Below are 20,964 nucleotides of genomic sequence, written 5' to 3' on the forward strand. Positions count from 1 at the left end.
CCCCTGTAAGAAATTTTAATTCGTTCTACTTCTATCCAGTAGTACTGGTGAGATTACTATTTGGTGTTAGTGAAATTTGGAGAATACACGAGTATTAGCGAGAAAATTAAACTTTATTGAGGGAGGGGTGTCAGTGTTTTATCATGTTAAGGAATTACAGTACCATGCAAAACCGGAAAGACCTGACCCGATATTTGCACGTCAATTACAGGAAGTATTAGGAGGGCAATTTGGAGAAATTTCCGTTGCACTGCAATATATGTTTCAAGGGTGGAGTGTCCGTGGCAATGGTAAATATAAGGATTTGTTAATGGATACCGGGGCAGAAGAGTTGGCTCATATTGAAATGTTGGCGACAATGATTGCCCGTTTGTTAGACGGAGCTCCTGTAGGGGACTTAGAGAGTGCCGCGCAAGATCCGATTGTGGGTGCTATCCTTGGAGGAATGAATCCACAACATGCGATTGTTTCTGGATTAGGGGCATTGCCGGCTGACAGCAACGGGAATAGGTGGACAGCAGATTATATCATTGCCAGCGGAAATTTACTAGCTGACTTCAGAGCCAATTTGAATGCTGAATCACAAGGAAGACTTCAAGTCGCGAGATTGTATGCCGCTACAAATGACCGTGGGGTAAAAGATATGCTTTCGTGGCTGATTGCGAGAGACACAATGCACCAAAATCAATGGATCGCCGCGATTTGTGAGCTGGAAGAGAAAGAGAACGTTGTCGTTCCAAGCACATTCCCGAAAGAGCTTGAAAAACAAGAAGTGTCGTATACATTATTTAATCTCTCACAAGGAAATGAAAGTGCTGAAGGGCGTTGGGCTTCCGGTCCAAGCATGGATGGTCTAGGCACATTTAATTACGTAGAAAACCCTGTCCCTTTTGCTGAGAAACCTACATTAAATCCTGCTCCTGATTATATTTTCGATACACCACCAGCTGTGGTAGCAGGAAGAGACAGACAAATTCCTCCTCATTTATATTAGTTCTCCTGCTAGTAAGAAAATGAATGTTCATCCTCTTTCTTTTATCATTCCTGGGCGACAAGAACATAAAAGATAGCAGAAATGATAAAGAGAGTTGAAGTCCCGTTCGGCCATGCGTAAAGAATTGCCTCTCTCAATGTTGAAAGGCGCTTCAATATGAATGGCCGATTTTTATCTGCTACTACAACGCCGTTTTTCAGAAATCCAGTATATGAGCTCCTATATACATAAGGATGCTGTTCACAACTAACTTAAGGAAAATAAAGCAATCTTTAACCTTTAGTCTAAACGAAGTACCAATGCTCTCCGACTGGCACCGCACTTTGGCTTACCCTTGTACTAGTTTGAGCTAGGAAATAAACAGCCCCTAAAAACATTTTTACTCTTTTTTCAATTTGAATAGCTCAAGTTCTGTCTCTGTTATTTTATGAGTCTGGAAGGCAAGCCGATCTTCAATATTCGTTAGACGGAATATGATACTGGAATGATATTCGGATAGTTTTCCTGTATGGAGATAAATAATCTCCTGTTTTTGTTCAAGGCGGAAGACAACTTCTTTTATTTCAGTTGAATCCACTTTTAAGTCGGAGACGTCGGTTTTCAGATCGGTGACATCTGTTTTAAGTCCAGAGACATCAGAAGTAAGACCGACCATATTTGAATCCATCCGGGCGAAATCGGTTTTCAGATCGGCGACGTCTGTTTTAAGTCCGGAGACATCGGAAGTGAGATCAGCGACATTTGATTTAAGTCCGGAAACATCTGTTTTCAGGTCGGCGACGTCCGTTTTAAGCCCGGAGACATCGGAAGTGAGGTCAGCGACATTTGATTTAAGTCCGGAGACATCGGTTTTCAAGTCGGCGACGTCCGTTTTAAGCCCGGAGACATCGGTGGTCAGGTCGGCGACATTTGATTTAAGTCCGGAAACATCGGTTTTCAGATCGGCAACGTCCGTTTTAAGCCCGGAGACATCGGAAGTGAGGTCAGCGACATTTGATTTAAGTCCGGAAACATCGGTTTTCAAGTCGGCGACGTCCGTTTTAAGCCCGGAGACATCCGTTTTTAGTTCGGTCACGTCTATTTTTAGTCCGTTAATGTCGGTTGAAACAGTATCCAGTTTGGATAAAATCTGATGGAGCAATTGTTCGCTCATAAGTGTCCTCCTTATTATTGAAATATGCCTATCTCTGCTACTATTTCTTGTCATAAGGTTTAGGGATTCACGTTTTACGGATGGGACTTTAAAGGAGAGTTGCCGAGCAGGGGAGATCTACAGTGTTGTTACAAATCATTAGTTACTATTTTAGCACAATTGTCGATGTACGACTAGTTTATTGGTAAAGGGGGAGGGACAAAAGGTTGTTATTTTAAAATCTTTTGTCCAGCCCTTGGTCAATGCTAGTTTTGTCTCAAGCCCTTGGAAAGATGATCAGTTAAAATGGTTCATTTAACGCCTTGGAAGCAAGGTTTACATCGTTTTGCAGCAGGCGTTCGAGATTATAAGCAGGGTAAAAGCCGTTTTTGTACATATAGGTGAAGATTTTCGCGTGGGTATCGATTCCTTGGATTAACTGTTTTTTTAGAACGGCTCTAAGGGACGGGGTTGCCGTCTCGGTTATGGCGATTGAGTAATTTCTGACACCCGACTTAAAGAGGGCCAATAAGTCGCCTGCATGAAAAGGGATCTGCTCGTTGCGAAAGTCATCCTCTTCTGGAGAGCGGGGGGCCAGCGGGTAGAATTCCAGCAGTTCTGCCACATTATTTGATAGTCCGTTTATTGCTTCTTTGTAAAGCTGCTTTAATTCGGGGTCTGTTATGTCGGGATATGTCTTTTTTATCTTCATTAAACCAATTGATTGAGAAGCTACTAATTCGTGCATGTCTAACGTTTCGTGCCAAGCAAGATGTTCTGGTGCACTGTTGTTTTCCATTATATTTTCTCCCCTTTCACATTCAGAATAACCTATTCCACTTGCTGTTAATGGGAAATTTGTCTAATGGTTTTTGGGCGGTGTAACGCGTTTGCCATCAGGTAAGCAGCAACAAACTCCCTGTTCAATAAGGGAAAACGCGCGCCAGTAACATTTTCTCTTCTATTCTTTTTCGTTTTAGCTTAATATGGTGAAGAATGCTGGAACTTACAAGGGAGGAAGTCAAATGGAAGTTATGGAGTTTATTTTTTCAGTTGTTTTGCTTATTATCTTTTATCTCATTTTGAAAAGCGCGATAAGAAATGGAATAAATGAATCACGACTTGGAATCTTTTTACAGAAAAAATATGGGGTTGAAGAAGAGGCTGACAAATCACCGCTTCAAAAGGAAATTGATAAAAGCATGGAGGATAAATATAAGTATTGAAGGCTGCTTTGGTGGACGAGTGATAAAGATTTGAAAGAGGGATGAGGAATGGAACGAAAAGTCGAGGCCGTTTCGTTTGATGGCATTACGGTTGAGTATTCACTGATTGGTGAAGGGGAGCCGGTTCTTGTGATGCATGGCGGGCATTCAAATTGCAACGAGGAATTTGGCTATCAGGCTTTAGTTGAGAACGGCTTTACTGTCATCACTCCGTCAAGACCGGGATATGGGAGAACTTCAAAAGAAGCGGGGAAAGATCTTGCCAAGGCATGTGAGTATTATGTAAAATTATTGGATCACTTAAAACTGAAGAACGTCCATGTACTGGCGATTTCCGCCGGAGGTCCGAGCGGGATCTGGTTAGCTGCGAATTATCCAGAGCGCATTAGTACGCTTACCCTGCAATCGGCTGTTACGAAGGAATGGCTGAAGCCGTCAGATAAAGAATACAAGGTGCCGCGGGCATTATTTCATCCTAAAACGGAACGCTCAGGCTTTGGTTTCCTTCTCGATTTAGCTCAGGTGAACGCGATTACGAGTGATGATTTGCGTGCAATTACTTGCCCGACTCTCATGATGCACAGTAAGCATGATCGTTCTGTCCCTTTGGATCACGCTCACTACGCGCAAGAACAGATTCCTGGCTCAAAGCTTTGTATACTTGAATCATGGGGTCACTTAATTTGGCTGGGGGCATCGTCAGCTGTCACCGATGAAACGGTCATTGCCTTCTTACAGTCAAAACAACGATCCTAACTTTAAAGAATGAAAGAAAAATGGTGGTGGGAACAATGAATAATAGCCTGATCATTAAGCCATACTCCAGCAAAAACCAAGCTGAAGTCGTACAATTAATTGTGCACATTCAACAAGAAGAATACAAAATTGCGATAACAAAAGATGACCAGCCTGATTTGTTTCAGGTTGAAGAGTTTTATCAAACAGAGGATGGAAACTTTTGGGTTGCAATGTATGGCGGAAAGGTAGTCGGCACAATCAGTCTTTTAGATATAGGGAACAAGCAGGTTGCGTTAAGGAAAATGTTTGTCGCAAAAGAATTCAGAGGCTCAACATATAAGACGGCAAGCTTGTTATTGGCTACGGCCATCGCATGGGCGAAAGAACGGCAAATCAAGGCAATTTATCTTGGGACAACGCCCCAGTTTTTAGCAGCACATCGTTTTTATGAAAAAAATGGCTTTACACGTGTTTCTCCTGATGATTTGCCTGAAAAATTTCCAGTGCTGCCTGTCGATAAATTGTTTTACCACTTGGAGTTTTCCTGAAAGGAAGGAAGAAAGTGGTAACGTTGAACCCGCAGCCTCGAGGCTTTCGTATACTACGATACATAATCCGGGGTGCGCCCTTGTACAGGAATATCTTAGTAAAGGGTGATAAATGACTTTGGGAAATTGGTGGAATATGTTATAATGGCGGTAATTAAGAGAAAGCTAAAAAAGACCGAAAGTGCGCGAACACTTCCGGTCGTGTACAACAGTTGCTCCATAAAGAGCGGCTGGCTCCATAATCTGATGAAATAGACCATCCCGTAAGTTTCCGAGGCTCAAGGGAGGTCTATTTCTGTTTATCTTGCGACAGTATGGCGACGAGAACGCCAAAAGCAATCATCAATGTAAGTGCTTCGTATACTGTCATTGGCCTCACCCCCTTTCGGCAGGGGATGAGCCAGACCGCCCTTGAGAGAGCCTATCCTATTGTACAAGAAATAGTATACCACGAAGTCCCCCTTTTTTGGCGAACATTTCCAATGCTATGACCGGCTTTTAAGATATTTCCGCAAGGCCTGCTCCAGCCGTTCAATCCCTTTTTTGATTAAGTCTGAATCGGGTCGGCTGAAGGTGAAGCGCATGTAATGTTTTTCTGAGCCTAATGTTTTGCCCGGTGCAAAGACAACCCCTTGCTTAATGGCATGTTTAAATAGCAAGTGAGAATCTATCTTCTGATTTGTAAGCTTACACCATAAATGAATCCCGCCATCCGGCAGGCTAAAAGAAATCTCATCAGGAAGCAGTTCCGTGAGCGCCTTTGCGGTTACGTCCCTTCGCACTTTTAGACGGTTTCTTAATGAGATCAGATGGTCATCGAGCTGAGAGGAACGCAACAATTCGGTGGCGTACAATTGTGAAAAGTTAGGATGACCAAAGTCGATTTGCTGCTTAAGATCGGCGATGCGCTGAATAACGGGCTGCGGACCGGCGATCCAGCCGACTCGAAGTCCGGATGAAAGCACTTTTGATAAAGAACTAATGTATAACACAAGACCGTGCGAATCGAGTGATTTTAGGGGAGGAAGATTGTTATCCTGATAGCCGGTTAAGCTGTACGGATCATCCTCTACAATCGCAATCCCGTATTTACTGCAAATTTCCATCATCCGTTGCCGTTTTTCAATGCTCAGCGTGTGCCCGGTCGGATTTTGATGAATCGGATTTAAAAAGATCATCTTAATCCGGTGTTTCTGGTATAGGCTGAGGACTTCCTCCGGATCAACCCCGTCCTCATAAACCGGTAAAAAATAAGTTTTCAATCCTTCAGAATGAAAGATTGGTAAAGAATAGGCGTAAGATGGATCTTCAATCGCAACGGAATCCCCCGGGCTTAAAAGGCATTGAATAATCAGATGAATCGCCTGCTGGGCTCCTGATGTGACAATGATCGATGAAGCGGATGCCTCGATGTTGCGATAATCTTTCAGGTGGGATGAAATGGTTTCCCTCAGCTTAATATTGCCCTGGATATGCTGATAGCCGAGGTCATTATCAAACGTGATCTGACGATGAATATGAGTTAACACGTCAACTGGCAGCAGGTCTTTGTTTAATTCGCCAATTCCGAAATTGATCATGTCTTTATCCGTCTGAATCAGCTGATTAATCATTTGATTAACCGGATTATTCGGTTGATAAAAGCCTTCGTTTATATATTGACTCCAGTTAGGAAGGCGTCCCTGCTCCCTCGTTAAATGGTCACTGACGACCGTTCCTGCTCCGACGAGCGTTTCAATTAATCCCATAGCCTTCAATTCTTCAAGTGCGGAGTTCACCGTACTCCGATTCACCTGGAACGATTTAGCGAGATTTCGTTCTGATGGAAGTTTACTCCCCGGAGGAAGTTCTCCATTTAAAATCCGCGCTTCAAAGAAGTTAGAAATCTGTTTATATAGCGGAAATTCATTGCTTTTGTCCGGCTTCCACTCCATTGAACATTCCTCCTTTTTGGAACAAAACAGAAAATATGTCAGGATATCTAACATGGTTTTTGCTGTTCATTGATAGTTTGGCAAACCGTTGATACGAAAGCGTTTTTTGCAATTTATACAATGCGGTGTAATGGGTGGTTGAAAAAATTCCCGGTGAGTGGTCGGTTACATTCCAAATAAACAGGTGTACTATTCGAGTTGTAAAGAGGGGTTACGCTAAGTCTATAAAAAAAACGATCTGAAAGGATGAAAGACGGAAGAAAATCTGACACAAACAAATAGGAGGGAAAATCAATGAGTGGAAGCAAGGAGGTCAAACATACACCGGCACAAGCATCATTAGAAGCGCTTCTTGTTGATTTGCATAATCGGGGAATCCGGACAAATGGTGTGGAGCTGAGTGGCAGAAGAGGGGGAGCCGGTCCGACAGATGACAAGGCATTTTTGTTAAATGGTCAAGCGGTGATGCTGCCGACGCTCAATGAACCTGCCAAGTATTCACCGTATTCATTGGAAAAAAACGATTCAGGTTATGCACTGAAAAATGAAGGAATGCCTTCACCTGTCGCCGCTTTTTTGCAGGAAGTGAAGCGGCCGAAGTTCTACGATCTGCAAACAGAAGACGGGATACCCTACAATAAGATCGCTGTTTTACATGGAGCCGATGTGCTGGCGAGCACGGTCATTCAAAGCTGTATCCGCTGGTCACCGGAAAACAGATGTAAGTTTTGTGCGATTGGTCATTCATTGGAAAGTGGGAATACGATTGCCCGCAAACAGCCAAAACAGCTGGCCGAGGTCGTTCAAGCAGCTGAGCAGTTAGATGGAATCAAACATATTACATTGACAACCGGAACACCAAATGAGGTTGATCGTGGAGCACTGTATTTAACGGAATGTGTAAAGGAAATTAGAAAAGTAAGCGAGCTGCCGATCCAAGTGCAATGCGAGCCTCCGGAAGATGACCGTTTCTATCAAATGTTAAAGAAGGCAGGGGCTGATACAATCGGCCTCCACGTTGAATCGTTTGATGAGACGGTGCGGAAGGAAATGATGCCGTCGAAATCGAGTATTTCACTTGAGACTTATTTTCAGGCATTTGAAAAAGCAGTCGCTGTCTTCGGCAGAAATCAAGTGAGCACCTATGTCATCATCGGTCTCGGAGAGGATATGGAAACAACTGTCGCAGGCTGCGCGAAAGCAGCGAAGCTTGGCGTTTATCCATTCGTTGTCCCACTCCGACCACTGAGTGGGACAATGCTCGCCGACGCAAATCCACCGACAAGTGAAGTGATGAATGAGATGTATCAGCGCGTGTCACAGATTCTCGCTCAGGAAAAGCTATCTTCCGCGAAAAGTTCGGCCGGCTGTGCGAAATGCGGAGCCTGCTCAGCCCTGCCATTCTTTGAAAAGCTGGCATCGGGAGCGAACTGATATGCGAAAAAATTATGAGATTAAAGTAGCAGAAACAGCTGAGGAAATTCGCGAAGCCCTTCGCTTACGGAATGATGTGTTCGTAAAGGAACAAAAGCTGTTTCCCCAATCGGATCAAGATGAGCACGATGAGAAAGCCATTTTCATTAATGCCTGGTCGAAAAAAGCCGATCGGCTGGCAGGGACCGTCCGCTGTTACGAGGACCCGGAGAAAAGCGGAATTTGGTGGGGGGGAAGGCTGGCGGTCGAAGAGCAGTTTCGGATAAAGGGGGTCGGTGTTTATCTGATTCGCGCCGCTGTTGACGAGGTGACGAAACAGAAGGCAGCGCGCTTTCTTGCTACCGTTCAAAAAGAAAATATCAGATTATTCAGTAAATTAGGGTGGGTGCCCTGTGGAGAAGGACTGCTGATGTACGGTGTCCCCCATCAAACAATGGAGATGAAGTTATATGAACAGGCAAAAGCAACCTGAAGCGGGTGGGAAGAAGCCGATGAATAAAGTCAACTTCGGCCGGAAAGTAAGCAGTGTTCACAGCCATGTCGGTTACCTCGAGCCTTGGCCATTCTATGAAGCGGCAGAGCCGATTTCACCAATGGATCGTGCACCACAGACGACAGAAGAATTGCTTGCGTTTATGGATTGCAAAGGAATTGAAAAGAGCCTCGTGATGCCGAATTACGGCGTGCCGAAGCAGGAGCAGCCATTTTCCCATAATCAGCTTGTCGTAAAAATGGCTAAGGAAGGAGGGGGCAGGGTGGCGGGAGCCTTATGGGTTTCCGGTCTTTCGCAAAACAAGCAGCGAAACGAGGAAGCTTTTACACTGCTGGATGAACCGGGCATACGCGCGCTGAAAATGAGCTACTTACTTGGCGGAACTCCAAATCCGAAAAAGTGGGATCAGGAAACGACCGTGCTTCATGAAAGAATCTTTGCAGAGGCGCGCGAACGGAATTTTCCGATTCATTTTCATACCGGATCCGGCGGCAGCTCAGATATTACCGAATACTTTGAGCTGATTAAACGATACGGAAAAGAAAACAAAATCCATCTCGTTCATATGGGTGGAGGAACGAGCGGTCATATCCGTTTAATCACCCATTGGCAGGAATTAATGGAAGGCGGCTATCAAATCTATGTCGATTCTAGCTGGGCGATCGGCTTTGGCCCGCGCCGGCTTCTGCAGGAAATCGACAAAACAGGCATCGGCGTCGACCGGTTTTTGTTTGGCTGCGATGAGCCGTGGAGTGACTTTGAAAGCGAGTTTTGGAAAATTCAAGGAGTGGCTGTCTCCGATGAAATCAAAGAGCGCGTTTTTTGGCTCAATGCCGAGGAGCAGTATTTTCATTAAGGGTGCTGAAGAGCAGATGCTCTTTTCACGATAAAAAATAAATTTTTTGGAGGGTTTACAATGGCTAACTTTACGGAAAATGAAATCAAATCAATGAATGAAATCGCGCATCCTTCTCTTCCTGCCGGCAGCAAGCTGTATGGCGAGACGAAAGTTTTCCCGGATTACAAGGCGAATGAAGGAGACAAGTTTCTTGCTCTTGTACACGGGATTGCCCATGAATCGTCGCTCTCTTATGTCGCGGTTCTCCAGGCGATTCGCGCCCAAAGAAAAGGCTTCGATGCAGCCATTTATTTTTACGGCACTGGGGCGATTAACGCGATGGCAACGAGAGGGTTTCCGACGACGGGAAAAGCGGCGTTTGGCGGAGAACTGAATATGAATGAAGGGATTGAAAAGTTCATTAAGGAAGGCGGGAAAGTGTACGTCTGCCGCTTTGGACTCGGCCTGCACGGCATGCGTGAGGAGGATTTAATTGAAGGAACGATTCCTTGTCACCCGTTGGATCTTCAAGATTGTTTGATTGAGTACCATAACAGCGGGGCGTTTATTTTAAGCACGTTCCAAATCTAAAAAACGAGGAGAGAAACAGATGTCTATCTATCTTGGCAATGATGTTGATCCAAGCAACCATTTTACGGTGACGTCGGAACTCGTTCCGCCACGTGACTGGAATCCATATCCGATAATTGAACAGGCTGCGGGCTATCGCGGCTTGGTCGATGCGGTTGATATAAGTGACAACCTGCTGGCCGTCGCTAGAATGTCGCCAACCGTCTGTGCTTTTTTTCTCAGGCAGATCGGGATAAATCCGATTGTGCAGATTAATTTACGGGATCGCAACCGGATGGGCATTCAAAGTGATTTATTAGGACTTGCGGCGTTAAGTATTCGAAATATTACGATTCTCGGCGGCTACCCGGCCCGTGTCGGAACAGAACCGGAAGCGAAAGAAGTATATGATCTGCGGACGATGGAACTGGTCAAATATGTGAGCAGGTTTATTAAGGAAGGAAAGCTGTTTGACGGCACGATGATGGAGGAGCCGCCGCAAATGACGATTGGGATTGTCGAGAATATTGCCGGCAAGCCAATTAAGGAATTGATTGACAGTCTTGAAGCTAAGGTCGAGGCCGGGGCTAACTTTGTCCGCACCCAGCTCGTTTTCGATATTGATTTAATTGAAGAGTGGATGGCGGAAGCCCGTCGCCGCGGCCTGCATGAACGTATTTCGATCATGGCCAGTATTTTGCCGCTGAAAAATTTGGATCATGTCGAGAAAGCATTGCAAATACCGGGCATCGTGATTCCGGAATGGGTTACGAACAGGCTTTCAGAAAATGATACCGAAGAGGAAGCCCTCCAAATCGCCACAGATATTATTGAAAAACTGCAAACGATTGAAGGGATGAAAGGCGTCCATATTCGGCCGATCGGCGGCAATGATGACAGTGTCGGCAAGATTGTCGCGAAAGCGAATCTGGCGCCATTGAAGAAAACGGTAATCGGCGTTTAACGGAGCGTGCTTCGTTCGGTCGGGCAAAAGGTTATTTCCCCCTTTTGCCCAGCCCCTAAGCTCGTTTTAGTCAAGAAATGGGAGGCGTGCGATGGAAGGGTTTCACTCATTAATGAAACGGCTGAAGCGCTCTCAGGCATTGGAACGGAAAAAAGCAATTTCAGCGCCGCTCCAAGCGTTTGAGCATGTTTGGAACTTTGGTCATACGGAAGCGCCGATTGGCGATGATGCAGCGATTATGAAAGTGGGGGAAGACTATCTGCTATTTTCCTGTGACGGCATTATTCCAGCCTTAGTCAAGCAGGAGCCGTATTGGGCCGGTTTTTGCGCGGTCCTTGTCAGCGCAAGTGACATATACGCGATGGGTGGGAAGCCGCTCGCGCTTGTCAATATGCTGAGCGCGCCGGATGAGCAGCTTTCTTCTTTAATTGCCGAAGGGATGGCCGAGGGGTGCCGGAAACTGGCTGTTCCGATGGTCGGCGGGCATTTTTTCCCTTATGAAACAGAGGGGGTGGCGACAGCCATTATCGGCAGAGCGGATAAAGTGCTTGATGCGACAAAAGGGCAAGCAGGGCACTCCTTAATCGTCGCGCTCGATCTTGTCGGAAAGCCGTACAAAGACTACCTTCAATGGAACAGCACAAGCTTTTTGTCAGCTGAGGAACTGCAGCGGAAATTCAATGTTTTACCGGCTTTGGCCAGTTCCGGTCTGGCGCATGCTGCAAGGGATATCAGCAACGCGGGTGTTCTCGGAACGATCGTGATGCTTGCTGAAAACGGGCGGTGCGGGGCGGAAGTCAATCTCGGCAAGATTCCGAAGCCTCCCGGGATTGAGTGGGAAAGATGGCTGCAAATGTACCCTGGTTATGGATTTGTATTGGCGGTTGACCCATCGAAAGAGAGCGAGGTTATCCGGGCGTTTGAATGGGAAGGGATTCAGGCAAACGTCGTTGGCAAGCTGACAAATGAAGCATATGTGATCGTCACAGCAGACGAAGAAAGCTCGGTTTTCTGGGATTTCAGAGAGAACAATTTGGTGGTGGAAACGAAATGAATGACAGAATAATAAAAGTGGCGGCAGTCCAGTTTGAGCCAAGGTGGAACGAAGTCGAGCGGAACAGGAGCGAGATTATCCGCTTCGCCATTCAAGCGGCGGAGCAGGGCGCCCGGCTGATTGTGTTCCCGGAAATGGCAACGAGCGGCTATATTTGGGAGAGCCGGGCGGAGATTGCTCCCTTTACCGAAACGGTGCCGGGTGAGACGACAACGATTCTGTCAGCGATAACGGCACAATACGACTGCTATCTCGTCATCGGATTGCCGGAAAAGGATGAGGAGACAGATTGTTATTATAATACAGCTGTTTTAATTGGTCCTGACGGAGTCATCGGTCGCTATCGGAAAACGCATCTGTTTGCGGCCGATCCAAAGTGGGCCCGTGAAGGCAATGAAGATATCCCTGTTTTCCCGACGCCAATTGGCAATATCGCGATGCTGATCTGCATGGATGCGATGTATTTTGAACCGGCACGGCTTACCGCGTTAAAGGGAGCCGATATCGTTGCCTTTCCGACGAATTGGGTAGGAGCGGGCAATAAACCGCCAAGTAAAACATGGCGCTTGCGTGCAAAGGAAAATGGTGTGCTATGGCTGGCGTCGAACCGCTGGGGAACAGAAAAAGGAGCGCAATTTACCGGGGGAACGGCAATTATCAGTCCGCTGGGAGAGGTGCTTGATCAGCTCGTAGCGGGGGATGGCATCGTGTATGGCAAGTGGCAAGTGGACAGAAGCCGGAGAGAGACGTACTTGCAGAAGAGGGAGGTCGGAGCATACCACGATCTTCTGCTCCATCCATACTTGTGGAAGGAAGGGGAAACAAGAGCAGTGGCCGTTAAAGAGGCGTTTGATGTCATGACAGTCAGGCTGACGGATGGCGGCGCGATTCAGGCGCACCTGCATAGGCACATACAGTCTAACGCGTTCACATCGAAGCACCGGTTAGTCGTCGTCTCGGAAGTGCAGGCTGAAGATCGTTCGTCGACCATTGCGGCTTTCGCGGAAATAACAGCTTGTTACGAGCTTTATCTTGTCGTGACAATCAAGACAGACAGAAAAACATGCTATTTATTTGGCCCGCAAGGCGTGGTCGCTTCGTACGACGAGGTTCATCCAGAGAAACCGGTGCAAAGGGTGAAGGGAGCTTTTCAAACTGTTGAGCTGCCGTTCGCCAGAGTCGGGCTGTTAACGGATCACGATGGCGATTTGCCGGAATCATACCGCGTGCTCGCGAAGCAGGGAGCGGATCTGATTGCGCTGTCGGCAGGTGGGAAAAGTCAGGCAGAAAGCTGGATGTATAAAATATGGGCCTATGAAAATGATAGTATCCTCGCTGTCAGCACGCCTCCTGGCTTAAAAGAAACTGTCCTGTTTTTGCACAGTCAGGTTGAGCAAAGCTCGGGGGATATGAAAACAATGACGGAAACCTTTACGGTGGAAAAGCTCAGAAAAGCGGGCGGGCGGCCCTTTTTAAGACGATTAAAACCACATTTATATGAGCGCTTAGTAACAAAAATTACAGAGAAAGCCGGTGTATGATGAAAATAGTAGGGATTTCAGGAACGGTGATCGGAGCAAAACCAGCCGTCCTCGTTGAACAAATATTGAAAGCGACGAAAGCAGCTGATCCGACAATTGAGATTGAGCTGATTGATTTGCGTCAATACGAACTTGAGTTTTGTGACGGGCGCCCCGTTGCGCATTATAACGCCGATACACAGCATGTCATTAAAACGGTCGAGTCTGCCGACAGCTGCTTGATCGCCACGCCGATTTTTCAAGCTTCCTTAACAGGAGTGTTAAAAAATTTATTTGATTTATTGCCTGTTACCGCCCTGCGCGAAAAAGTCGTTGGACTTGCGGCGACAGGGGGAACGTATCAGCATTTTTTAGTCGTTGAAAACCAGATGAAGCCGATTATCAGCTATTTTAAAGGCTATGTCGCACCGGAATTCGTGTATGCTCATCGCGATCATTTTAATGAGCATAATGAGGTGATCGACAAGGATGTCCAGGACAGAATCGAGGGATTAGGTACCCAGCTTGTGCAGATGACAAAAGCGTTACGCAAAGCTCAGGTTAAATAAGCAGAGAAGGAGGGGGCGCGTCATGTATCCGGCAAAAATAAGCGGTGTTGGCTCCTGTGTACCTGAAGGAAAGCTCTCCAGTCGTCAGCTGGCGGAGATGCTCGACGTGGAAGAAGAGTGGATCGTGAGCCGTACCGGAATTGAAGAACGAAGGGTGGCCGCAGAGGATGAAGCGACATCTGACTTCGCCTACGCCGCTGCTTTGCGGGCACTTCAAGATGCCTCACTTTTACCTGAGGAGATTGATTTGATTTTGGCAGCGACGGAAACGCCCGATCACATCCTGCCTCCTCTCTCCTGTCAACTTCAACATCGTCTCGGCTGCAGACCGATTCCGGCGCTCGATCTTCATAACACATGCGTCGGTTTTCTTTCGGCGCTGCAAATCGCAGAGCAATATATTAAAACCGGCGCGCATAAGCATGTGCTCGTGATCGGCGCCGATACGCTGACAAGGCTTACCGACTATACCGATAAATCAACCGCGATTCTGTTTGGCGACGGGGCGGGGGCGGTCGTTCTTTCGAGAGCGGAGGAGCGGCAAGGGATCGTGGCGACCGTTCTTCATTCAGACGGCCGACACTTTCAATCTTTATATGTTCCCGGCGGAGGAAGCAGGCGGCCAGCTTCAGCAGAGCATAAAAATAAAATGGTGATGGACGGGCAGAAAATTTTTAAATTAGCAGTGAAATCGATGAGCAGCGCGCTGATTGAAAGCCTTACTACCACTGGACTAAGCAAGGAGGAAATCGACTGGGTTATCCCGCACCAGGCTAACTTGAGGATTATGGAAGCTGTCGCCCGCCAGGCCGCCATCCCGATGGAAAAAGTGATTAACACAGTAAGCCGCTACGGCAACAGCTGCTCCGCGACGATTCCGATTGCGCTTGATACCGCGGTGAAAGACGGCCGGATCAAACGCGGAGACAGGCTGGCAATGCTGTCGTTCGGTGCAGGACTCATCTGGGGGGCGGCGATTGTGGAATTCTAAAGGTACTCAATCGTTTGGAGAAAGCTGTGCTAGTCAAGATAGTCAAACTCCGGGCCCCTCTCTCTAATTCTTGCAACTGAGCTGTAGCTGATCCGCTCCAGCCGATCCTGTGCCAGCTTTCGGGTTACGCGAAACGTGTCAGCGAGATTGACGATAATATCAGGATCACGCAGATCAAATGCCGGCAGCATATGATAAGGAATCGCCGCATAGCGGGTGAAATTGCGAGAATCAAATTCCTGCAGCTCCTGGAAGGCTGCCGGCATCATCCCCGCCTGCCAGCCGGCATGGCGAATCAGATGGCATAGCTCATGAAAAAACGCCTCATGCTGCTCCGGAGCGGACAGACGGGAATCGATCGTAATCGAGCGAAACCGGCCTAATTCATAGGACATCGTTTTTACCTCTTTATAGTAAAGAAAGACACGGAAAAAGCGGGCCAGCCTTTTCACCTCAATATCAGCCGGTTCATTAACACCAAGCGAGAGATAGAGCTTGGAGATCCAGCTTTCTAACGGCGTTGGATAGTAGTTCATCAACGTCACCTCTTGTGCCAATTATACAAACATATGTTCGCGTTGTAAATAAAAAAAGAGAACGGGCAGCTACTCATAGAAAAAGAGTGGCTGCGTTCTGGCTTACTAGCCTTTAGGCTAAGACTCATTTGTCACACGCTCTCTGTAGGTAAACGCTTATTCCATTTCTTCTCTATTCACTTCTTTTGCCTTATAGCGTAAAAATTCGAGATGCTTTTTCAGCTCTTCAGCTTCTTCTGGTGTAATGCTCTCCTCGTCCAAAAAAAATAAATTTTCCTGGCTTGAGGCCGGAGTCAGAATACTTGTCGGCTTGTCGGTGCGGCCAAGCAAGTAATCGACCGAGACTGCAAAAAAGTCGGCAATTCGCTGCAAGGTCGCCGTGTCGGGAGTTCTGTTGCCATTTTCGTAGCCGGACACAGATACTTTTGTGACGTTGATTTCCTTTCCTAATTGCTCTTGGGTCAGCTGTTTGCTTTTACGCAATGCTTTTAACCTCTGCGGAATCATCTGGATTCTTCCTCTCACTCAATAATCTCATTCTTATTATAAATTAACTTACTGTTAACGTAAAGGGAATCAGGGAAAAGGATAATTTTCAGGAGGAAAAGGGATTCGTTTAGCATTACAGGAAATTTCTGATTGACAGTTAACTGGGCGTTAACTATACTTATTGTTAACACCAGGTTAATTTCAGTGAAAATAAGCATGGGAGGGAAGAAAATGAGGCTGAAACCGGTTGAAACGGATTCATTGTCTGGCGGCCAGCTGCTGATCAATGTTGAGGAGCAGGACAAGCCGTTCGTAATTGTCGTTTCAGAGGGACGCGCGCGGATGACCGTGCTTCCGGATCACGGGGAAACGAAGGTTGTAACCTATCAAGGCAAGGTGAAAAGAGTCAAGTTTGATGAAGGGGAAGACTTTTAAATAAAGCAGATTTATTTCTATCATTTGTTCTACCAGTACACTGGAGGACATCATGTGGTGAAGCATTCATCACATGGTGTCCTCTTTTATTTTTAAAAGGAGGAGTAATGATGAAGAAGCAGAAACGATCCATTGAGTATTGCCGCAGCTGTCTTTGGCTTTTGGATCGGCAGGTTTGTCCGTTGCTGCTGCGAGGCAGGACGCCAACCTCGCTGGAGAAAAAAGAAAGAGAGAAGCTGAAAAAGGTCATCCGTGTTCATGAATCTCGCCTGAGGTTCCTTGAACAAGACAGACAGGAGCAGAAGCGATTAAACAGGGAGTTGAAGCAGGAGGTAGCAAGGGTCAAGGAAAGCAGTACTCGGCAGGAGCTTCCTCAACGGTTGCTGTATGACCTAGTAAAAAATGACCTGAGCGAGCGTGAGCATAAACGATTCTCCCAACAGCAGACCTTAAAGCTGATTGGCATTCTCTTAAGGAGCGGAGGGGTCATCTATTTATTGATTGAGAGCTTGCTTAACCGTTAAGGACAGGGGCAAAGGGTGTTTAGCCCTCGCCCCTGAGCAATCCCCCTTTAGAGGAATAAAAAAGTTGACAGTAGAAATCTATCTGTTATATACTTATCTCGAATTCGAGATAAAGAGGAGTTTAGAGCATTCCAACTAAAAAGCATTTTTAAAGCTATATATCTCGAATTGATAATATATTAATTTGTTGTAAATTGCAGATGAGGCAGATGAAAGGATGAGGGGAAAAATGACAGATTTTCTTCAGTTAGTCAAGGAAAGACGTTCTGCGGGTAATTTTTTGCCGGGGCATCCGATTAAAAGGCAGGAATTGGACGCGATTTTTGATGGAGTGAAGCTGGCACCTTCCGCGTTTAATCTTCAGCATACAAATTATGTCGCCGTGATTGATCCGACGACGAAAGAGAGGCTGCAACAGGCGGCGTATGGGCAACATAAAGTGATCAGTTCCTCTGCTGTGATTGCTGTTCTTGGTGATAAGCAGGCGTTCCGTCAGGCGTCGGAAATTTATGAAGGCTTGAAGCTGCTAGGCATTGTCAGTAAGCAGGAATATGAGCATATGGTTCAGGATACAGTTTCGTTTTATGAAACGAGAGGTACATCGTTCTTGCGGGATGAAGCGATCCGCAATGCCTCGTTATCCGCAATGCTGTTCATGCTGGCGGCGAAGGAAAAAGGCTGGGATACATGTCCGATGATTGGTTTTGACCCCGAGCAAGTGAAAGACGTACTGAACATTGACGATCAATACGAGGTAGTCATGCTGGTTACAATAGGAAAAGAAAAAACAGAAAGCCGCAGACCCCGCGGCTACCGTAAGCCGGTCAGTGAATTCGTGAGTTACATATAGCAAAATCATAAATTGAAATTGGAGTGAGCAGGTATGCCGAAAAAAACAAAAGGGATTCATCACATCACGGCGATTGTCGGCCATCCACAAGAAAATGTTGATTTTTATGCGGGCGTGTTAGCGCTGCGTTTAGTAAAGAAAACAGTGAACTTCGATGATCCGGCGACGTATCATTTGTACTTTGGCGATGAAGGTGGGAATCCGGGAACGATTATGACCTTTTTTCCGTGGCCGAATGCCCGTCGAGGAAAAATTGGCGCGGGACAGGTTGGTGTCACGGCGTTTGCCGTGCCGCAGGGCGCGCTCGCATTTTGGGAAAAGCGACTTGAGGCGTTCAACATTGCTTTTTCTAAAGTGGTACGCTTTGGCGAACTGTATTTACAGTTTGAAGACCCGCATGGACTTCAATTAGAATTAGTGGAAAGAGAAGGAGGTGCGAGCAATACGTGGCAGTTTGGCGACGTCACTCCGGAGGTCGCGATTAAAGGCTTTGCCGGAGCGACGTTATTGTCGAAGCAGCCGGAGCGGACAGCCGAATTGCTTGAGTGTGAGATGGGACTGGAAAAAGCAGCTGAAGAGGGAGAATTCATTCGTTTCCGCTCAACTGCTGAAATTGGCAATATCATTGATCTGAGAAAGAGCGTCGCCCCTGTGGGACAAATCGGAGTAGGGATGGTCCACCATATTGCCTGGCGGGCCGTTAATGACGAGGATCAGTATGAGTGGAAGAAGCAGCTGGAACGCGCCGGATATCGGGTCACGCCGGTGCGGGACCGACATTATTTCAACGCGATTTATTTCAAGGAGTATGGCGGCATTTTATTTGAAATGGCCACTGATCCGCCGGGCTTTGCCCATGACGAGTCTTTCGAGACGATGGGCGAGAAATTAATGCTGCCTGCCCAGTATGAGCCCGACCGGGAGAAAATCGAACAAACTGTGCTACCATTTAACGTGAGGCAGGTAGATTTCATTTTTCGAAAGGACTGATCGTCTTGCTTTCAATTGATCCAGCAGGAAATAGTGAGAAAGACAATTATAAGCTGTTAACAGGCGGTGTTGTTCCGCGGCCGATCGCCTTTGTGACGACACGATCGCCGAAGGGGACGGTCAATGGGGCGCCGTTCAGTTTCTTTAATGTTGTCTCATCAAGCCCGCCGCGGATTTCATTGTCGATTCAGCGGATGGCAGGGAAGCAGAAGGATACAGCAAGAAACATAGAAGCTGTTGGTGAATTTGTCGTCCATCTTGTTGATCAGCAAAATGTTGGGCAAGTAAATCAAACAGCGGTAAGTCTGCCGTCCGATCAAAGTGAAATTGAGCTGGCAAAGCTGACACCGGTAAATAGCGTAAAGCTTGCCGTTCCGGGCGTGAAAGAAGCAAAAATGAGGCTGGAGTGTGTGCTGGAACATCGGCTGGAGCTTGAAGGAGAGGCGGGGACGACAGGCTGTGACTTCATCATCGGCAAGGTTGTCCACTTTCATATAGCGGAAGAAATTTATGAAAACGGCCGAATTGATCCGCACGGCTTGGGCGCTGTTAGCCGCTTGGCCGGGCATGATTATGCGAAGATTGGCGAGATGTTTTCGCTGAAACGACCGCAATAATCGTCGTCTGAATGGAGCGGGAGTGGGTATGATGCTAGAAATGGCGGGACTTCATCACATATCAGCAATGGTCAACGATGCACAGCGGACGGTCACCTTTTATGCGGGGATAGTTGGAGTAAGGCTTGTGAAGAAGACGGTCAATTATGCCCGGCCGGACGGCTATCATCTTATTTTGGAAATGAGACAGGAGATCCCGGCAGCCTTCTCACATTTTTTCCATCAAGCTGACGCCTGAAGTGCGTGGACTGATGGGCGCCGGCACGATTCATCATCTTGCCTGGCGCGCGCGGGATGAAGATGCGCTGAATGACTGGCGGACGCTACTTGACGACAGAGGCTATCATCCGACGGAGGTTCATGACCGCACTTATTTTACATCCCTTTATTTTCATGAGGATGGTGGCATTTTGTTCGAAATCGCCACTGACTATCCCGGTTTTGCTGTTGATGAGCAAATGGATAAGCTTGGTGAGAGGCTGATGCTGCCTGCATGACTGGAAGAAAAACGAGAAGAACTGGAACAAAGATTACCTCCGCTTACGATTCGGAAATGGGAAGGGAGCTAAACAGGATGAAACATATTTTTCAAAAAGGAAAAGATCCGTCAAAGCCGACACTGCTTTTGCTGCACGGAACAGGTGGAACTGAAAAGGATTTGCTGCCGCTAGCCGGAATGGTTGATGAGGATGCGTCTGTGCTAAGCGTACGGGGGAATGTGCTGGAAAACGGCATGCCGCGTTTTTTTCGCAGATTGGCAGAGGGCGTTTTTGATGAGGAAGATTTGATTTTCCGTACGGCGGAGCTAAAGCAATTTCTTGATGATTCAGCGGAGCAGTATCGCTTTGACCGGCAAAATGTGATCGCGATCGGGTACTCGAACGGAGCGAATATCGCCGCGAGCTTACTGTTTCACTATCAAAATGCGTTGAAAGCGGCGATCCTTCACCATCCGATGGTGCCGCGAAGAGGAATCGAGCTGCCCGACTTGAGCGGAACGTCGATCTTCATCGCCGCCGGGACAAATGATCCGATTTGTGCGTCGGAAGAATCGACTGAACTGCAGGCATTGTTGGAGAAAGCCAATGCGTCGGTCAAGCTTCATTGGGAGGATCGCGGTCATCAATTAACCGCCGCTGAAGTGGAAGCCGCCGCTCAGTGGTATCAGCAATTATCGTAGGGAGCTAGGGCTGGGCGAAAGGTTGTTTTTTCTACCTTTTGGCCCAGCCTTTATGTTTGTCAACCCCGCTTTTCTCTGAAAGCTGCTGAAAAAGTACGAGTCACCCTTTTTCTAGTTACTTTTATTCCAGCAGGAGATGGCGCCAATTGCCTGTCATTTGGCACGAAAAGCTGTCGTGAACGCTGTCGAATTCCATTACACTTTGAGATAGTAAAAGGAGCATTCCTGTAATGAAGAAATTTGAGGATTGAACAAAAAAGAGCCCTCTTGGTATTATACGAGGTGTCCAAAGCTTCGAAGCAAAAATGGACCCTTAAATTAGTAACCAAGGAGGACTC

At 47.0% G+C, this 20,964-nt stretch carries 25 protein-coding genes and 1 pseudogene; 20 read left to right on the plus strand and 6 right to left on the minus strand.

Features of this window, described 5'->3' with window-relative positions; genetic code table 11:
- Window positions 1-133: 133 nt before the first annotated feature.
- A complete protein-coding gene (locus M3202_RS20995) occupies window positions 134-994 on the plus strand; it encodes a manganese catalase (protein ID WP_251225176.1) in 861 nt (286 codons plus the stop codon).
- A gap of 379 nt (window positions 995-1,373) precedes the next feature.
- Here the strand turns inward: M3202_RS20995 and M3202_RS21000 are convergent, their stop codons facing one another.
- Both M3202_RS21000 and M3202_RS21005 read right to left on the minus strand, forming a co-directional pair.
- On the minus strand, window positions 1,374-2,147 hold the full coding sequence (locus M3202_RS21000; protein ID WP_251225177.1) for a hypothetical protein: 774 nt from the start codon (window positions 2,145-2,147) through the stop codon (window positions 1,374-1,376).
- A 280-nt stretch (window positions 2,148-2,427) separates the two neighbouring features.
- Window positions 2,428-2,925 carry a spore coat protein gene (locus tag M3202_RS21005; protein ID WP_251225178.1) on the minus strand — a complete coding sequence of 166 codons (498 nt, stop codon included), beginning with the start codon at window positions 2,923-2,925 and terminating at the stop codon, window positions 2,428-2,430.
- A 226-nt stretch (window positions 2,926-3,151) separates the two neighbouring features.
- Here M3202_RS21005 and M3202_RS21010 point away from each other — a divergent pair, with 226 nt between their 5' ends.
- From M3202_RS21010 to M3202_RS21020, 3 genes are read left to right on the plus strand one after another with little or no spacing between them, the layout of a single operon-like run.
- Window positions 3,152-3,352 (plus strand): hypothetical protein, encoded by a 201-nt coding sequence (locus tag M3202_RS21010; RefSeq protein WP_251225179.1) that lies wholly within the window; start codon window positions 3,152-3,154, stop codon window positions 3,350-3,352.
- A 48-nt stretch (window positions 3,353-3,400) separates the two neighbouring features.
- Window positions 3,401-4,108: an alpha/beta fold hydrolase gene (locus M3202_RS21015; protein WP_251225180.1), complete on the plus strand. Its 708-nt coding sequence runs from the start codon at window positions 3,401-3,403 to the stop codon at window positions 4,106-4,108.
- A gap of 35 nt (window positions 4,109-4,143) precedes the next feature.
- Window positions 4,144-4,638: a GNAT family N-acetyltransferase gene (locus M3202_RS21020; protein WP_251225198.1), complete on the plus strand. Its 495-nt coding sequence runs from the start codon at window positions 4,144-4,146 to the stop codon at window positions 4,636-4,638.
- Between the two features lie 289 nt (window positions 4,639-4,927).
- On the opposite strand, the gene M3202_RS22755 is transcribed toward M3202_RS21020, so the two are convergent.
- Window positions 4,928-5,008, minus strand: a complete 81-nt coding sequence (locus M3202_RS22755) for a putative holin-like toxin (RefSeq protein WP_354572822.1) — start codon at window positions 5,006-5,008, stop codon at window positions 4,928-4,930.
- Window positions 5,009-5,123: 115 nt separating this feature from the next.
- Window positions 5,124-6,572: a MocR-like pyridoxine biosynthesis transcription factor PdxR gene (gene pdxR, locus M3202_RS21025; protein ID WP_251225181.1), complete on the minus strand. Its 1,449-nt coding sequence runs from the start codon at window positions 6,570-6,572 to the stop codon at window positions 5,124-5,126.
- A gap of 294 nt (window positions 6,573-6,866) precedes the next feature.
- On the opposite strand from pdxR, the gene M3202_RS21030 reads away from it, so the two are divergent.
- From M3202_RS21030 to M3202_RS21070, 9 genes are all read left to right on the plus strand, one after another.
- Entirely contained in the window at window positions 6,867-8,006 is a 1,140-nt protein-coding gene (locus tag M3202_RS21030) for an MSMEG_0568 family radical SAM protein (protein ID WP_251225182.1), read from the plus strand.
- A gap of 1 nt (window position 8,007) precedes the next feature.
- Window positions 8,008-8,478: an MSMEG_0567/Sll0786 family nitrogen starvation N-acetyltransferase gene (locus M3202_RS21035; protein ID WP_251225183.1), complete on the plus strand. Its 471-nt coding sequence runs from the start codon at window positions 8,008-8,010 to the stop codon at window positions 8,476-8,478.
- On the plus strand, window positions 8,456-9,355 hold the full coding sequence (locus M3202_RS21040; RefSeq protein WP_251225184.1) for an amidohydrolase family protein: 900 nt from the start codon (window positions 8,456-8,458) through the stop codon (window positions 9,353-9,355). Before M3202_RS21035 ends, M3202_RS21040 begins: the two co-directional genes overlap by 23 nt.
- A 60-nt stretch (window positions 9,356-9,415) precedes the next feature.
- Window positions 9,416-9,928: an MSMEG_0572/Sll0783 family nitrogen starvation response protein gene (locus M3202_RS21045; RefSeq protein WP_251225185.1), complete on the plus strand. Its 513-nt coding sequence runs from the start codon at window positions 9,416-9,418 to the stop codon at window positions 9,926-9,928.
- Window positions 9,929-9,947: 19 nt separating this feature from the next.
- Window positions 9,948-10,871 (plus strand): methylenetetrahydrofolate reductase, encoded by a 924-nt coding sequence (locus M3202_RS21050; RefSeq protein WP_251225186.1) that lies wholly within the window; start codon window positions 9,948-9,950, stop codon window positions 10,869-10,871.
- A 91-nt stretch (window positions 10,872-10,962) separates the two neighbouring features.
- Complete coding sequence (locus M3202_RS21055; protein ID WP_251225187.1) at window positions 10,963-11,925, plus strand: AIR synthase related protein; 963 nt, start codon at window positions 10,963-10,965, stop codon at window positions 11,923-11,925.
- A complete protein-coding gene (locus M3202_RS21060; RefSeq protein WP_251225188.1) occupies window positions 11,922-13,466 on the plus strand; it encodes a nitrilase-related carbon-nitrogen hydrolase in 1,545 nt (514 codons plus the stop codon). The genes M3202_RS21055 and M3202_RS21060 overlap by 4 nt, the downstream gene beginning before the upstream one ends.
- On the plus strand, window positions 13,463-14,014 hold the full coding sequence (locus tag M3202_RS21065; RefSeq protein WP_349775641.1) for an NADPH-dependent FMN reductase: 552 nt from the start codon (window positions 13,463-13,465) through the stop codon (window positions 14,012-14,014). Before M3202_RS21060 ends, M3202_RS21065 begins: the two co-directional genes overlap by 4 nt.
- A 22-nt stretch (window positions 14,015-14,036) precedes the next feature.
- On the plus strand, window positions 14,037-15,005 hold the full coding sequence (locus M3202_RS21070; protein WP_251225189.1) for a beta-ketoacyl-ACP synthase III: 969 nt from the start codon (window positions 14,037-14,039) through the stop codon (window positions 15,003-15,005).
- A gap of 29 nt (window positions 15,006-15,034) precedes the next feature.
- On the opposite strand, the gene M3202_RS21075 is transcribed toward M3202_RS21070, so the two are convergent.
- Window positions 15,035-15,541: an ImmA/IrrE family metallo-endopeptidase gene (locus tag M3202_RS21075; protein WP_251225190.1), complete on the minus strand. Its 507-nt coding sequence runs from the start codon at window positions 15,539-15,541 to the stop codon at window positions 15,035-15,037.
- A 156-nt stretch (window positions 15,542-15,697) separates the two neighbouring features.
- Window positions 15,698-16,048: a helix-turn-helix domain-containing protein gene (locus M3202_RS21080; RefSeq protein WP_251225191.1), complete on the minus strand. Its 351-nt coding sequence runs from the start codon at window positions 16,046-16,048 to the stop codon at window positions 15,698-15,700.
- Between the two features lie 213 nt (window positions 16,049-16,261).
- On the opposite strand from M3202_RS21080, the gene M3202_RS21085 reads away from it, so the two are divergent.
- The 7 genes and pseudogenes from M3202_RS21085 (at window position 16,262) to M3202_RS21115 (ending at window position 20,626) form a co-directional block, all read left to right on the plus strand.
- Window positions 16,262-16,465, plus strand: coding sequence for an XtrA/YqaO family protein (locus M3202_RS21085; protein ID WP_251225192.1), 204 nt, complete (start codon window positions 16,262-16,264; stop codon window positions 16,463-16,465).
- A 110-nt stretch (window positions 16,466-16,575) separates the two neighbouring features.
- Complete coding sequence (locus M3202_RS21090; protein ID WP_251225193.1) at window positions 16,576-16,989, plus strand: hypothetical protein; 414 nt, start codon at window positions 16,576-16,578, stop codon at window positions 16,987-16,989.
- A gap of 229 nt (window positions 16,990-17,218) precedes the next feature.
- Window positions 17,219-17,839 carry a nitroreductase family protein gene (locus M3202_RS21095; protein WP_251225194.1) on the plus strand — a complete coding sequence of 207 codons (621 nt, stop codon included), beginning with the start codon at window positions 17,219-17,221 and terminating at the stop codon, window positions 17,837-17,839.
- Window positions 17,840-17,872: 33 nt separating this feature from the next.
- Complete coding sequence (locus M3202_RS21100) at window positions 17,873-18,829, plus strand: ring-cleaving dioxygenase (protein WP_251225195.1); 957 nt, start codon at window positions 17,873-17,875, stop codon at window positions 18,827-18,829.
- 5 nt (window positions 18,830-18,834) lie between these two features.
- Complete coding sequence (locus M3202_RS21105) at window positions 18,835-19,446, plus strand: flavin reductase family protein (protein ID WP_251225196.1); 612 nt, start codon at window positions 18,835-18,837, stop codon at window positions 19,444-19,446.
- A 28-nt stretch (window positions 19,447-19,474) separates the two neighbouring features.
- Window positions 19,475-20,015 (plus strand): annotated as a pseudogene (locus tag M3202_RS21110) (VOC family protein).
- A gap of 5 nt (window positions 20,016-20,020) precedes the next feature.
- Window positions 20,021-20,626: an alpha/beta hydrolase gene (locus tag M3202_RS21115; protein ID WP_251225197.1), complete on the plus strand. Its 606-nt coding sequence runs from the start codon at window positions 20,021-20,023 to the stop codon at window positions 20,624-20,626.
- The last annotated feature ends 338 nt before the right edge of the window (window positions 20,627-20,964 follow it).

Source organism: Halalkalibacter oceani (genome assembly GCF_023715605.1).
Taxonomy (GTDB): domain Bacteria; phylum Bacillota; class Bacilli; order Bacillales; family Bacillaceae_D; genus Halalkalibacter; species Halalkalibacter oceani.